Genomic DNA, 15,346 nt, shown 5'->3' with positions numbered 1-15,346 from the left:
GGAATTAAAACTTATAAGTTAAAGTTGTAGCGAATTGCCTTGGTGCAATAGGGTTTACACTGTAGTTTTCGTGAATAAAATAATTTAATTCGTTGCTGATGTTCGATATTTTGCCCAGTATGCTAAATCTCTTATAGGTATAACCGGCAGATAAATCAAAGGTAGTGAAACCCTTTACAGGAATAATACCGCTTGATGAGCCGGCTTTATTTGTATTTCTTCCGCCATTACGGTCGCCGGTATAGAAAGCCGATGCACCCAGTTTCAGGCCTTTTAAGCCGCCGTTCTGCACGGTGTAAAATAAACTGGCATTGGCTGTATTTTTGGTTGTTCCCACCAGGCGTTCACCTTCTACAATTCCGCTAACCGTTGTTGTTGCGTTGGGGTTGGCAGGAGTAGGGGTAGGTATTACAGTAAGTGGCAGGGTTTCTGTATAGCGCATATAATTGTAGCTATATCCGGCAATAAAGTTTAAGCCTTCTACAATTGTAGCCGTAATGTCTACCTCTACACCATCACTTTGTGTTTTTCCTGTGAACTCTTTCAGGTTGGCATCGGCATTGGCGGAGCCATCAGCTTTAAACAAAGCCTGCTGGGCAAACCTATCGTTCCTGATTTGGTAAGCGGTTACATTCACAGACAACTTACCATCCATAAAATCATTCTTTATGCCCGCTTCATACTGATCGATAATGGATGGGCCCATAGGCGCATTAGTTGCAATATCTATACCGCTATTGGATGTAAAGTTATTGGCATAGCTGGCATAAATTGAAGTGGATTTAAGGGGCTGATAAATTAAACCAAACTTTGGTGAGAAGGCCTTGTCAATTTTTAAGGCCGTAGTCCCTTTTGTTTCCTGTTGCGTAGCTAAAGTATTGATGGTGGTTACCGGGGTTTTCTGGAAGGTCCATCTTATCCCTGCCAGGACCTTAAATTTGTCTGTAAGACTGATCAGGTCTTGTGCAAAACCACCAAACCTATATACAATGGCTTCGGTATTGGTAAGCAATGTAGTTTCTGGCTTTATAAAATTTGAGGGTATATTGAAGCTTGCGGGATCAAGCAGGTTTACCTGATCGTAATATTTTGTACTGCCCCCTAATAAGTTCGGGTTGGTAAAACCACCTGTGATGATTTTGGATTGATCGCCATCTGCGCCAATTAAAAGCTGATGGCTGATGCCAAATGTTTTAAGATTTCCGGTTAAATTGACCTGCTCATTGTAAGTTAGTTCTCTTGTTTTTGAACGCGTAAGTGCGCGGTTCCAGCTGCCATCGGTTGTAAACGGACGCTCGGATGAGAAATAATCACGGATGTAAGATTGAACGCCTGCGGTTACATTCAGTTTCCAGTTGTCATTGAACTTCTGGTTTAAAACGGCCTGCAAGGTTCCGGTATTGGTTTTATTATAGGCCCAGGCGGTATTTACAAATGTATTACGGCCAAGCGGTGAAATGGCATTGCCAACGGTACCGATTCCGAAATCGGGTGTAAAGTCACTTTTAAGGTAATCGGCCTGTATCAGTATGTCTGTTTTTTCGCTGATTTTATAGAGTAGTGACGGGTTAACATAAATTCTGTCGGATTGTACGTGATCTCTATAGCTGCCTGCTTTTTCATAGGAACCAATCATTCGGTATGCTATATTTTCAGACACGGGGCCATATACGTCAAATATCGGTTTATACATGTCGTAGCTGCCTACACGCATAGATACCTCGCCACCAGATTCGAATTTGGGTTTTTTTGTGACCATATTTACCACCGCGCCTCCGGTAACTCCACCGTAAAGCAATGCAGCACTACCTTTAAGCACTTCTACAGATTCGAGCGTACTGGCCTCTGGTATGCCACCTATGGATGTTCTTGCCCCGTTTTTAAATACATTATTGGCCCCAAGGCTATAGCCCCTGGCATAAAAATTTTCGCCTACCGAACCACGGTTGGCGCCCATGGCAACACCATTTACGTTTTTCATTACGTCGCCTAAGCGATTGGCCTGTTGATCTGCTATGATCTGTGTGCCTATTACCTGTACTGCCTGGGGCAGATCGCGGGGGGCAATGGCTATTTTGCCCAGGGTAGCTGGCTTCTGATTCGGACTTTTGTAACCACTGATGGCAACTTCATCCAGTTGTGCTGAACTTTCAGACAGTATAAATTCTACGCTGGCGGTTTCGTTTTCGGTTACTGTTACTTTTTGCGATTGTACTTGTAAGCCCACAAATGATGTTCTTAAAGTATAGGTGCCATTTTTTAAATTGTTGAAGGAGAAAGTTCCATCTTCGTCAGACAATGCTTTTCTGTTGTTCTCTACAATAATAATGCTTACATAGGATGCAGGCTTGCCATCATTGGACCTTACTTTTCCTTTAATACTTCCCCTTGCAGGAGCCGAAGCCAGCTGTGCAACAACAGATTGACTAAAGATGAGGGTAATGCACAAAACTGTTACAGCGTATAAATATTTCATTGCCTTTATTTAGATTAATTCTAGTGGCGGCAAATGTAGTAGGAGATATTTATATCACCAAATTTATTTAGAATAATTTTAAATAATTTGCGTCCTGAATTCCAGATCTGCTAAAACTTATAATTATAGCCTAAGCGGAATACCTGGGTTTCAAAATAATCGGTACTGACCAGCTTAAAGCCATTGCCATTAATCTCTTTTCTTGGCCTTAGGGTGTTGAACAGGTCCGTGCCGTTAAGGAACAGCTCAGCTTTGCCTTTTTGGATCTGTTTTTTCAACCCCATGTCTGCAGAAAACCTTGAGCCGATACGGCCTTGTGGAATAATGTCTGGCGCAAGATAAACCGCCGACAGTTGCAACTCAGTTTTTCCTGGCAGTTTAAACATTCCGTTAAACTTGGTGTTCCAGGAGGTGACGCTTTCCTTGCCCATCGTATATTGGGTTGGAACAGGATATTTGTTGGTTATCGTAAAAGCATTGATGGTATTTCTGTACAATGCGGCACTGGCATTAAAAGAGAACCATGCTGCCATTTCCTGCTGGAGGCTAAGCTCTCCGCCTGTATTGCGGCTTTTGCCCGCGTTCTGAAAAATGTTATAGATTAAAGTATTCCCCGGTACTACTGTTGCAATCCTTGTAATGGTGGCATCTACCATTTTATGATAAATGGCTGAGTATATGCTTCCCTTGCCCCAGGTTAGCTTATGTCCCAGCTCTATATTTTTGGTGAACTGGGGGCGTAATGTAGGATTGCCTACCTTAATTACTTCTGGCTCATCATACTTAGGGAAAATTCTGATGTCTACCTCATTTGGGCGGTCAACCCGTTCATTGTAAAATAAGGAAATCTTGTTTTTATCATTTACTTTGTAGGCCAGGCGCAGGCTTGGGAAGAAACGGTTATAGTCATAGCCATCACTGGTATAGGTATTGTGATTGGGATTGACATCGTAGTTTACTTTGACATACTCAAATCTGAGACCTGCCTCTACCTCAAAATGCCTGCTTTCAAATACATAGTTGCCATACACCGCTGGAATGGTTTCTTTATAATCGGCCCAGCCCCCTGCGTTCACATCTATAGGAGAATTGAGGCCCGGAAAAAACTGCATGTTGGTAGGGATTGTTCTTCTTCTGAACTTAAGGCCTCCGTCCAACCGGCCATGTTTCAAAGGTTTGGTGTAATCCAGGTTCAGATCGGCCACATGCTCATCAGACAGCAGCTTAAATGCATCTTCTCCTGTAAAATCGGGCATAATGTTGGTAAAGAAATACTTTTCGTCTTCGCGGTGAAAGGTATAATTGAACCCGGCGTTCAGCAGGTGACCCGGCTGCTTAAATTTATGCTGGTACAGCAGAGATCCGGTGGCAGTATATTTCACTTCATCTTCCAGGAATTGCCAAAGACGGCTGCGAACACTGAAGTCTTTGTTGAAATAAGGGATATCGCCCTTGTCTAGTATCTTTTCTCGGTTCAGGTACACTGCGGCTGTAAAGGTATTCTGATTGTTGGGGTTCCAGTCTACCCCCGTCTTTAGGGTCGAAAAAGTAGTTGTCCGGTTTCTTTTTACCTGCTGGTTGATCACCGTGCCATCATCATAAATGCGTTGGGCAAAATCATTACGGTTCAATGTCTGCGTGTACAGCCAGTCTGCCTGCATAAAAGTGTTAAGTTTATCCTTTCTGTAATTGAGCGAAAGGGAGGGATTTAATTTTGGTGTAGCCTGGTACTGCGGCCTGATGGTTGGCAGGTTTTCCTTCCTGATCCACAAAGCACCCAATCCGGTAGTTAAACCTATTTTTCCGTTAAATCCCTGCTGTTTATTCTTTTTATAGATGATGTTAATGATCCCCGCATTCCCATTGGCATCGTACCGGGCCGAAGGGTTATTGATGATCTCAATGCTTTCTATAGCTGATGCCGGGATATTATCGAGTCCGGTCTGGCTACCAAAGCCGGTAATGGCATTTTGCTTGCCATCAATAAGTACGGCAACTTTATCATTTCCGCGGAGCTGCACTTTTCCATCCTGTACCGTAACCCCGGGTAAATTTTGTACAGCCTGTAAAACAGAGCCTCCGGCCTGGCTTAGGTTACCGGCCAGGTTGTAGGTTTTCTTATCCATTTTAGACGAGATCCCTTCTACAGGCCCACCGGTAATTTTTATTTCATTGAGCATTCGGGCATCCTCGTCAAGTTCATAATTCCCCAGGTCTAGAAAGGCACTCAGCGTACCTACGGTAACCGCTTGTTTTTTAGTAACGAAGCCAAGCATAGAGATTTCAAGCCTATAATTGCCGCTTTTAACATTGGCCAGGGTAAATCGTCCATCGCTCCCGCTAACTGTACCAGTTACAAATGCGCTATCTTTTGCCTGCTTAAGCAGCACGTTTGCATAGGGTAAAGGCATTTTTTTTGTATCTTTTATTAAACCTGAAACAGTTACGGATAAACTGGTCTGCGCCTTGACAAAAATGGGTATTGTTAAAATCAGGAGAAAAAAGAATCTGTGCATAAGCTGTTTTTTCTCAAAACTGCAAAGCAAATTAGAAGAAAATTTGAACAACGCAATCAGTTGGCTGTAAATGTTACCCTGAATATGTGCCGGTTATCTGTAAAATCATATCCGATTTCCCATTGATAGCGTACACAGATTTCTTTTACAATGGACAGTCCAAGGCCACTGCCAGGCGTTAACCTGGATGCTGTATTGAAACGTTTGAACAGTTTTTCTGTTTGGAGTGGCGTGGTTCCGGGATTACTTACGCTTAAGGAGTTTTGGTTTAGTACGATATGAATGTCTGCCGGATGAGGGCTGTGCCTGATGGCATTCATCAGTAAATTGGTTAGCATGGTTTCCACCAGGATCTTATTGGCCCCAACGCCGGGGCTGCCAGCCATTTCCAGATGCAGGGATACTTCTTCCTTAAAGTCAGACAACAGAAAATGTATTTCCTGTAGCAGGGGGGCAATGTCTATAAATTCTTTTTCGGGGAATTGCTGATTTTCGATTTTTGCCAGCAGCAATAGATTTTTGTTGATCCGGGATACTCTTGATAATGCGTTTTGGATTTTTTCTATAAGTACGGCCTGCTCACTGGTGATCTGATGGTTTTGAAACAAGATATCCAGTTTGGATTGTACTATGGCCAAAGGGGTTTGCAATTCATGTGCGGCATTCTCTGTGAATTCCTTTTGCTGACGGAATGCCGCAACATTACTTTCCAGAAGCCTGTTGATACTGCTATTTAACTCTTCAAATTCAATGATGTTTACCGGTTCGAACTTTACAGTTGTATTGCGGGTAAGGTCAAAGTCTTTGATCTTTTCAAGTGTCTGGTAAAACGGCCGCCAAAGCCGGCTGGAGATGCTGCGGTTAAGCCATACAAACCCACCTAATATCAGCGCGAAAAAGAATACGGTTAAAAGCGTAATTGCACCGATGATGAGGAAGGTGTCTTCACGGCCGGCTTCAGCCGTTAAAGTAATATTATGCTCATCTAATTCGTATTGCCATAGTTCGTTGATGGCGAGATAATAAACGGGAATGCTGCAGGCCAGTACAATTCCTGCATACACGGTAAACCGCTTTAGTGATTTATTCAGCAGTTTATTCATAGTTCCCATTTGTAACCATTGCCGTACAGTGTTTTCAGATAGTTACCACAGCCCGCCTCCGATAGTTTTTTCTTCAGGTTTTTAATGTGCGCATAAATAAAATCATGGTTGTCGAGCATGTCTGCCAGATCTCCTGAAATGTGTTCTGCCAGGGCACTCTTGGAAATTACCCGGTTCTTGTTACCGACAAAAAAAAGCAGCAAATCCAGTTCTTTTTTGGTTAATGTTACTGCCTTGCCATTAACAGTTACGGATTTGGAGAGTACATCTATTTTCAATTCATTTTGCTGGATGATATTGGCATTTGCGAAGTTCCTGCGCCTGATGACCGAATAAATTCTGGCAGCCAGTTCCGACAGATGGAAAGGCTTGGCCAGGTAGTCATCTGCACCAATCTGCAGGCCGTTTATTTTATCTTCCAATGAATTTTTTGCAGATATAATAATGACCCCATCTTCTTTGTTTTGCGCTTTAAGCAGTTCAAGGATTTTCATGCCGTTCCCGCCGGGAAGCATGAGGTCTAGCAAGATACAATCGTATTTGTAATTGCTGATCTTTTCCAACGCCTGGGGGTAATCGGGAGCCAGCTCGCAAAGGTAATGCTGTGAAGAAAGATACGCGATCATGCTGGATGCCAGTTCAGCTTCGTCTTCAATGATCAGGATTTTCATAATTTATTACTTTGTTAAACGGTCAGTAAACTGCCGAAGGTTAAAAATAGGCAGCAATTGTGAATGAAATCTGAATTATTTGGAATAACCCATAACCTCTTTTACTATTCTTTGGAAATCATCGTTAAAATGATGGTTTCCGGGAATAATCCCGACTTCAACTCCGGCCTTACGAAAACGGTCAGGAACGTTATTACTTTCTCCTGAGCCAAAAATACAAATAGATGGTATTCCTCTTAGCTTTTTGAACTCAGCAACCACATTGTAAGGATGGGCACCATCGAAATTTAGCATATCAATAATGTGGATCTCAAAATCTGCTGATTCATCGGGCGAGAGCGAGACTACTGTTTTAAGTTTGGATTTCAATGATGCGGAAAGTCTGTTGCCTATAAAGGGAACAATTGAGGCACCGAAAGAATAGCCCGCTAAAATGAATTTGTCTTTGCCCATTTCGAAGCTGTATTGTGTGATTGCCTTCGAAATTTCTGCTGCAGCCCCTTCAGGTGTTTTTGCTTTCCAGAAATACTTTTGGGCATCCAGCCCTACCACAGGTAAGCCCTGATCTGCGAAGGCCTGGGCAAGCGACTGGTCAAAGCTGGTCCAGCCACCATCGCCGGAGATCATAAAAATAAGTGGCAGATCGGTTTTTCTTGTTGAAGGCACAATGGTAAGAGGTAGGTTATTTTCAGTGGAACTGCTGAAAACCGATTCCTTTTCCAGCTTCCGGTAAGCTTGGATCAAGGCTTCCTGCCAGTTGACGGTTACTAAAAAGCCGTGGCCTACTTTTAAGGGTATAAGCTCTGCATTCGGCATATCTTTTAAAAAATCCTCGGTTGCGGCAAAAGGGCAGGTCTGATCTTTAAGCCCGTTCAGTACAATGAACGGGGCCGTTAGTTTCATGGTTCTTTCCAGATAAAATGAAACACCTTGCTTCAAAACACGTTGTGTAAGGCCGTTCCCTTTACACAGCGGCCGTTTAAGGTTAATGTCTGGGCAGAAACCCAAGGCAATTGCACCTTTAAAGGTATTTGCCGGGGCTTGCGCTAAAACACCGTACACCAGTACCGCACCATAAGAATAACCTGCAAGTATAGGCTTATAGTAACTGGCAAATTTATATTTCTTTTGCACGTAAAGGCTCAATTCCTCAAAGTCGGCAGCCGGGTACAGGCAATCAGAAGTTTCTTTGGAAAGGTGGTATCCATAATGCCGGGCATCAATTCCCAATACCATAGATCCCTGGGCCGTTAATGTACGGGCCATATCAATAACCCCGTTTTTCCAGCCCCCATCGCCCGAAACAAATAAGGTAACCGAAGTGGGGCGGCCCTTGGGATGGTATATGAGCACCTTACCAAATCCGCCATGGGTGATGGAGCTGGTATCGGTTTGAGCCAGTATCTTATCATTAAAGCATAAGAGCGATATGAGCAGCAGCATGTATTTCATCATTGAGTGTAGGTTTTAGGGTTTTATAACCTGTTTTAATACATTGGGTACTTGCAGTAAGTCGTAATCATGATTGTAGATTAGGTATTTGTCTTGCCATATGGGTGAAAATTTATCTTTGGCATCCCTTAATCCCCGGTATCCGGAGAATGAGCGGATTTTTTCGTATGCGAATTTCATGGAACGTTCTGGAATATTATTGGCCTTGCTGATACCTGACATAGGGGAAAACCCAATATTTACTGTTTTAAATCCCTTGAGTTTTAAATGCTCAAACATGGCCACCATGATAAAATCAATGGTGCCATTAGGCGCATCTGCTGTTTTTCTGATGAGGTCATAGGTGGCTTCACCCTCGGCATAATCTGGTATGAGGTTTAAAAAGGCGACAATCTTTTCCTCTGTATTTTCTACTGTAATGACAGTTTGAGATTTAATTTCATCCCAGTCAAACATCCCCTGCGAAAATACAATTTCTTTTCTTTTGGTGTCCTTCAGCCATTCGTCTGAAACGGATTTAAGTTGCTGTAAGACGTTGTCTTTTATGGGAGCAGTATAAGTTTTGCTAACGTAACCGTTTTCTGAGACTTTCTTTATGGCATTTCGGATGGACTTTCGGTTTCCACCAGCGAGGCTAAATGACTGCAGGTCTACAATGCCTTCCTGACCAAGAAACAGCTTTTTTTTGGAGAGTGCTTCAAAATCAGTTAAACTGTTTGCCGAAACGCGATAGTAAAGGCTCTTTAAGCCATTTTCTGAGCAATATTTGTCAAAAGACCTTATCAACTCTAATCTCTTTTCGGGTGTGCCAACGGGACATTCCAGTACAACAGCAAAATTTCCTGAAAGCCGGTAAGCTAAAAAACTTTCGCCTTGCCGGTAGATGAGTTTATCTTTATAAGTTTTGAAGTAATCCAGCGCAGAGCTGCCATATTTATCCAGTTGATGTTTTGCCCATTGCAGCTCCTCTTCTGCTGTACCGGAATTTGGGATGTAGGCCCTGATTAATGCATAAATAAGGAAGGCGATAGAAAAGAACCCACTAATATTGATGGACCATAGAAAGTTCCGCGCGAAGCGGTCTGATGGAACCAGGTCACTGCTGCCAATCAGGATAAAATTTTCCAACGTATACCTGATTGATTGCCACCAGTTGAAATCTATATTGAAATGTTTTTTATCCAGGAAATAGAATCCTATTGTTCCATACAATATTACAGATGTAATGCTTAGCAGTGTTGTTTGAATGCCAAGGGAGCGTGTTTTTGGATCTGTTTTGATGTAATATTCTCTTCTTGAAACAAAGAGAATAACAATTACCAATAGTGCAAAAATGGCTTCCTCATAGTCTATAGCTTTTGTGATATGGCCAATAAGGGAGCTTATACATAAGCTGAGTGCAAAATACCAGGTGATCCGCAATCCTTTGAGCATAAATGCCGCAGTAACCAGGAGGAACAACCCTGCTGTAAATACAAAATAGTTGGATGCCCTTATGGCTTCGATAGGAAGAAAGTCTTTTAAAAAATGGACCCTGGAATGAATGGCTGGGGTAAGTACCGATATCAGGTTGATGACCCCCATTAACAGGAGCAATAAGGCCGGTATTATGCGCATCAGGAGCTTGTTGATCTTTAAAAGAAAACTGAATGCGCCGAGCAGCATTGGGATCCAGAACTCCATAAATCTGTATACAAACGTGATGGATACTGCTTCGGCACTTGAATATTTCAACTGCATGAGCATAAAAGTCATTGAGGCCTCTACAGCACCCAGGCCTCTTAAAAATGGAGATATGATCAGAAATACTACCCCAACTATGTACCCGATAAGTGCATTGGTTATAGAGGGATGGATAGATAAAGCCAGCATGGCAATATAAATATGCACTACACCTATTACTTCAATGAGCACACTATAGCCTAAAGTCTTTAAAAAACTATTGCGTTCAATGGTATTGCTTCTGAAATCGGCCGCATAAACTTCTATTACCGGAATATATTTGATGATGAACAGGTACGTGGCCCCTTTGGTGATTACAGATCTGTATAGGAGATAGATTCCTGCAATAAGCCCTAATACGGTAATAAGCCCAAACCACTCCCCGTAGCCGATGCTTCCCTGGAAAATAGCATAAATAAAAACAGGAATGGCCACCACCACAACAGATAGAATGCCTACAAAGCCATATATGGAAGAAGCAAAATTGATCTGGGACTGGGAGACACCTTCTTTTTCTATGTCGGCACTAAAGAAAGCCAGGGAAGAAACACCTCCGGCGGGTAAAAAGATGCTTACAAAATTTCTTTTGAGGAATAGCATTGTGCCTTCGCCTATAGAAATGCGACTTCCGATTGCAAAAAAGGCAGAGCGGTACATCATTCCGTGAACAAACAAATAGGCTATGCTTAAGGCGATACCTAATGAAATCCAAATCCAATTGGCAGATATGAGCAGTCGCTTTACCTGTTTCAACTCGCCCTGCTCATGTTTAATGAACCATATGAAAAGCGCAAGAAAGAAAACTGTAAATATAAAGCTGGCAATGATTTTACCATTCTCGCGAACAAAGGGAGGGATGAACCGAAAGCCTTTCATATATAGTATTTTGATTTAATTTACATAATTCTTTCTCCAATTTGGCTATTGCCTGGCTGCTGAAGTGCGAAGATCGTATAACAGCCATTGCTTTTGGTGAACTGCCGCAGTTTCACTTGCCAGTAGCTTTATGAAATCCTGTACTCCAATGGGTTCATTGCCGTTCCCGTGGATGAGTACCAGACTTCCTGGCTGGGCCTGTTGTCCCTTAGCCAGCCAGGCATCACTTCCTATAGTAATTAAACCATAGGATGTTACCTTATTTACAAGTTGTTGACTGGAGACCAGTCCCGGAAACCTGAAAAAAACTGAAGGTATTAAACCTTGTTCCAGCATTGCTGATTCGAGTAGCAGCAGCTCCGACTGCAGGTCGGTTCCTGGCTCCAGTAAAAAATTGTGGCTTATTAGGGTAGCAGGGTTGTAATGGTGATGATAGGTATGGTTGATCCAGGTAATAGTGATCTGACCTGAACTGACCAGTCCCTTCAGCCACTGGATATCATCTTCATGTGTAAGGAGAAATTTACCCGTTAGGGATAAGGCAACCGGTATAGGCCGCTCGATATTTTTAAAGGCTCCTGTTAATGATGTAAAAATGTCTTTGTCGAGCCCTTTGTGGGAAGGGCAGAGGTCAATTGTCAGGGTGATTCCTTTTTCCGAAGGGAATGCGTGCGTAATTCCTGCATCCTGTATGGGTAGGGCCTTTGACCGGGCACGCAACAGTGCTTTGATATAGGGTGTGTCCTCCATTTTCAGACACAGTTGCTCAAAAGAACAGAGTGTTGTATTACTAAGTTCGGTTGCCTTGATTGTTCGAGTATCCAGGTTCTGGGGATTGACGGCCAGGTAAGTAAGTATACCATTTAAATTAAAGCTACGCAGCAGGATGTAGGGCTGGTTATTGTAATCTGCGAGGCCAAGGTTGTACTGATAATCGGATATTTTTACTTGAGCCTTCATTGAAAGACTGTAAAAGAGAAGCGGTATTACAGATAACGCAATTAGCCTGGAAATTACCGGATAACAATTTATCATAATACTTATTTTATCTACAAGGTACCATTTTTATTTAAAAGGTACCATTAAACGAAAGACCAAAACTATGTTGCTGATAAGAGGGCACCAGGGTGTAATGCTGCTCTCCTTTGCCCAGAACCAACCTTTTTAATTTTGGATAAAAGATATAAGCCAGTTTGGTAGATAGAATCCCAAATCCTGCGCCGGCCACCACATCACTTAACCAGTGCTTATTGTTATACATTCTTAATACCCCCGTTGCTGTGGCTACTGTATAGCCGGCGTATCCGTACCAGGGCGATACTTCTTTGTATTCCTGGTTTAAAAATTCTGCAGCTGCAAATGCATTTGCGGTATGCCCGGAAGGAAAAGAATTAAACCCGGAATTATTGGGCCGCAGTCTGTGGGTCCAGCTTTTTAAGCCAGAAACAGTACCTCCCATTATTGCTGTGGACAATAAGTAGATGCCTGTTGCATCAGCCAAATTGTTTTTGCCTTTTACACCGGCAAGGTGCAGGCCATATACAGCAAGGGCCGGGGCAAACTGTGCATAGTCGTCCACGTGGGCGGCAAATAAAGGATGGTCTTCCTGAAGTTCATCCCTTGTGGTTAAATCGAGGTCGCGGATAGCATTTTTACCTGCAAGCGATACCAACCCATACCCAATAAATATTGTTGGAATTACAAATGCTGCAACTTTAGGTTTAGAATTTAGGGTGTCCTGGCTTTGTGCATTAGAAATAACAGGTGTACCGATAGATAGAAATAAACAGGCTAAACAAACTAGTCTTAATCTCATAGGATAAAATTTTCGTCTAATCTATCCTTCAATTGTGAAGATAATCTGAATATTTCAACATTACGCATTTTGATAGGGAAGCGTAAACGAAAAACATGTATTTCCTTTACGGCTTTCTAAACTGATACTGCCTCCCGCAGCGTTGATAAAGTCCTTCACCATTCTAAGACCCAAGCCGGTTCCTTTTTCTCCTGAGGTTCCGAAAGTAGTTTCCAGGTTCCCAGAAAGAAACTGTTGCTGCCGTTCGGTAGAAATACCCACTCCGTAATCTCTGACAGTAACTGTAGCTCTGTGGTTTTCCCTGCTGACATGAATTTCTATTGTTCCGTTTTCAAGAGAAAACTTAATGGCGTTGGAAAGTAGGTTTCTGATGATGAAATCAAACTGGTCCCTGTCGGCGTAAATGGTAACATCTGCCGGAACGTCCAGGTCAAAACTCAAATTTTTTGACATGTATTGACCTTCCAGCAGTACCAGGTTATTTTGAATGATGGCTAGTGGCGAGAATACCACTGGGGCCTGCCGGAGCTCATTAAGTTGTGACCTTGACCAGATCAGCATCGTATCAAGTGTTTCATTGAGCACAATACTCTGTTTTTTTAAAAGCCTCATGAAATCGGGTAACTCTTCAATTGTAATGCTGCCACCATCTACTAGCTCAAGGCCCTGCTTGAGGCTCCCGGCTGGTCCCCTCAGATCGTGGCTGATAATAGAAAACAGCTTGTTAGTTACCTCTACCTGAAGGGCAAGTTTTTGGTTTAGCTTTTGTGTGCGCCTTAAAAACAAGGCAAATACAAGTGCAATAATGAGGAGGGCTGTGCATACCAAAATGGCAATGCTCCGTTCATATGCTGCGTTACGTTGTGCTTTGACCTGTTCAATGTCTTTTCGCCGATGCTCTTCCAGCAGGGAATCTGTAAGCCTGTGGTGTGCCTCAAGCGCAAATAGTGCAGCTTCGTAGTCGCGCTGTTGTTTGTGAATTTGTGCAATAGAATGATAAATGTCTGACTGGAGTTGCTTGTGCTTAAGTTTGCGTGCAATATGTAGGGCATTGTTCAGGTAGTGCAGGCTGGTGTCCGCATCTTTTTTTGGAAGAAGTTTGGCCATATGCAATAACGTTTCAGCCTGTTGGCGGGGAAGGTTGTTTTTCTGCGCATTTTGTAAAGCGCGTTTGTAATATTTGATCGCCATTTCTGGCTTTTGTAGCGAATGATACATTTTAGCCGTATCTGTAATTTTAGAAAAAGCGGCAGTCCGGGTATCTGTTTTTTGCACCGGGGCTTTTTGTTGGCAGGCTATAACTATAAATAGCAGCAAGCAGCTAATGGTGATGTTGATTTTACGCTTCATAGGAACAATTATTCAAGGTTAGGCGTTTAGTATTTGCTTAAACCAATGTTAATCGTTTTTTTAACCAAATTTCTAGCCATTTTGTTCAGTTTTTTAACTCTTTTAGCTTCAGGTTTTCTGCTAAATTGACCAATAGCTTTGCTTAAAAAGGACATGAAGGCATTAAATAAAGTAGCCCCTATTACCTTTTGTTCTGGCTAATGAAAGTAGTGGCCACAACGTTAGCTATAGCAGGATAATACAGAATTAATTTCATTTGCCTGAACCCCGATCTTCCTTTTTATCGTATGTAAGTATATAGACTCAAAATATAAATAGACATGAAGCAGGCAGTAACAGGAAAACTGAGTGCAGGCACTGATTTCGATCTGTTTAAAGCCATTATGGTTCAGATTGAGAATGGGGCCTGTTTAACAGAGCTGTTAAACTGGATGTTACACGATAAATGTGAAGACCTGATGGAAGATGCAGAAATTTATGCTGCTTTACATCCCAAAGATGCAAGACACTTTCTGCTGGAGCGAAGACTGGCCATTTGTACCTTGCTGATAAATAAAACCAAAAGAAAACTCAAACCAAAGCAGCAGGAGCAGATTTTTGCCATAGAGGAAAGGCTGCTACAACTATGTGCGTTTTATGCCAGACTGTACAATGCCTTGTGATACAAAAAATTAACATTAACATCATATCTCCGCAATGTCGGATCTCATTATCTTTATCTTTACAGATTATGAAGGATGTTTTGGTATGAAGATGAAGTCAGACGACTTGAAAAGGAACGTTTAGTTACCGGGCGAAATCCCGATGTTATTTTTTATGGCAGTTCCTCTATACGGATGTGGGATAGTTTAAACCTCGATTTTAAGCATGCTGAAGTGGTAAACCTGGGCTTTGGCGGTTCTACGCTGGCGGCATGTGTATGGTTTTTTGAAAGGGTAATGCTGCATTACAACCCCCGCGCACTCGTGATATACGCAGGTGACAATGACCTGGGGGATGGCCGGCACCCCGAAGAGATCTTCATCTTCTTCCAGCAGCTTATGCTCAAAGTTGCCAACCGTTTTGGTGAACTGCCCTGCTATTTCGTTTCCCTGAAACCAAGCTTGAGCCGCTGGCATAAGGCCGACCAGTTACGTTATACCAATAACCTGATAGAAAGTGAGATCATTAAACTGAGCAACAACTGGAAATTTATTGATGTCTTTAAAAAAATGCTCGATAAATCCGGCCAGCCTGAAAGGTCTTATTTTCTGGATGACCGCCTGCACCTGAGCGAAAAGGGCTATCAGTTGTGGGGAGATATTATTAATCAATTTTTAATCCACAGATAATATAGAAGATAGATATTTCTCTGCATAAGCGAT

Annotated in this window: 11 protein-coding genes; 2 read left to right on the top strand and 9 right to left on the bottom strand. The window is 42.5% G+C overall.

The annotated features are described in order from the left end of the window. Window positions 1-4 precede the first annotated feature (4 nt). The 9 genes from B9A91_RS06670 to B9A91_RS06630 form a co-directional block, all read right to left on the bottom strand. Window positions 5-2,476: a TonB-dependent receptor gene (locus tag B9A91_RS06670; protein ID WP_084237597.1), complete on the bottom strand. Its 2,472-nt coding sequence runs from the start codon at window positions 2,474-2,476 to the stop codon at window positions 5-7. Between the two features lie 110 nt (window positions 2,477-2,586). Then, entirely contained in the window at window positions 2,587-4,992 is a 2,406-nt protein-coding gene (locus B9A91_RS06665) for a TonB-dependent receptor (RefSeq protein ID WP_084239609.1), read from the bottom strand. A 56-nt stretch (window positions 4,993-5,048) separates the two neighbouring features. Continuing rightward, window positions 5,049-6,095 carry a sensor histidine kinase gene (locus B9A91_RS06660; RefSeq protein ID WP_084237596.1) on the bottom strand — a complete coding sequence of 349 codons (1,047 nt, stop codon included), beginning with the start codon at window positions 6,093-6,095 and terminating at the stop codon, window positions 5,049-5,051. Next, the gene (locus B9A91_RS06655) at window positions 6,092-6,766 is read right to left on the bottom strand and encodes a response regulator transcription factor (protein ID WP_084237595.1); all 675 of its coding nucleotides are present in this window, start codon (window positions 6,764-6,766) and stop codon (window positions 6,092-6,094) included. Before B9A91_RS06655 ends, B9A91_RS06660 begins: the two co-directional genes overlap by 4 nt. Before the next feature lie 75 nt (window positions 6,767-6,841). After that, the gene (locus B9A91_RS06650) at window positions 6,842-8,221 is read right to left on the bottom strand and encodes an AcvB/VirJ family lysyl-phosphatidylglycerol hydrolase (RefSeq protein ID WP_144008878.1); all 1,380 of its coding nucleotides are present in this window, start codon (window positions 8,219-8,221) and stop codon (window positions 6,842-6,844) included. A 12-nt stretch (window positions 8,222-8,233) separates the two neighbouring features. After that, on the bottom strand, window positions 8,234-10,816 hold the full coding sequence (locus B9A91_RS06645; protein ID WP_084237594.1) for a phosphatidylglycerol lysyltransferase domain-containing protein: 2,583 nt from the start codon (window positions 10,814-10,816) through the stop codon (window positions 8,234-8,236). Window positions 10,817-10,861: 45 nt separating this feature from the next. Further along, window positions 10,862-11,776: a polysaccharide deacetylase family protein gene (locus B9A91_RS06640; RefSeq protein ID WP_235012478.1), complete on the bottom strand. Its 915-nt coding sequence runs from the start codon at window positions 11,774-11,776 to the stop codon at window positions 10,862-10,864. A 109-nt stretch (window positions 11,777-11,885) separates the two neighbouring features. Next, window positions 11,886-12,632, bottom strand: coding sequence for a phosphatase PAP2 family protein (locus B9A91_RS06635; RefSeq protein ID WP_084237592.1), 747 nt, complete (start codon window positions 12,630-12,632; stop codon window positions 11,886-11,888). A 60-nt stretch (window positions 12,633-12,692) separates the two neighbouring features. Continuing rightward, window positions 12,693-13,982 (bottom strand): sensor histidine kinase, encoded by a 1,290-nt coding sequence (locus tag B9A91_RS06630; RefSeq protein WP_084237591.1) that lies wholly within the window; start codon window positions 13,980-13,982, stop codon window positions 12,693-12,695. Window positions 13,983-14,302: 320 nt separating this feature from the next. Here B9A91_RS06630 and B9A91_RS06625 point away from each other — a divergent pair, with 320 nt between their 5' ends. Together B9A91_RS06625 and B9A91_RS06620 are read left to right on the top strand one after the other, a co-directional pair. Next, complete coding sequence (locus tag B9A91_RS06625) at window positions 14,303-14,644, top strand: hypothetical protein (protein ID WP_084237590.1); 342 nt, start codon at window positions 14,303-14,305, stop codon at window positions 14,642-14,644. A gap of 75 nt (window positions 14,645-14,719) precedes the next feature. After that, the gene (locus B9A91_RS06620) at window positions 14,720-15,313 is read left to right on the top strand and encodes a GDSL-type esterase/lipase family protein (RefSeq protein WP_084237589.1); all 594 of its coding nucleotides are present in this window, start codon (window positions 14,720-14,722) and stop codon (window positions 15,311-15,313) included. Window positions 15,314-15,346 lie beyond the last annotated feature (33 nt).

It is taken from the genome of Pedobacter africanus, from assembly GCF_900176535.1.
Taxonomy (GTDB): Bacteria; Bacteroidota; Bacteroidia; order Sphingobacteriales; family Sphingobacteriaceae; genus Pedobacter; species Pedobacter africanus.
The sequence above is the reverse complement of the archived record's forward strand: the minus strand, read 5'-3'. Positions and strand labels throughout refer to the sequence as shown.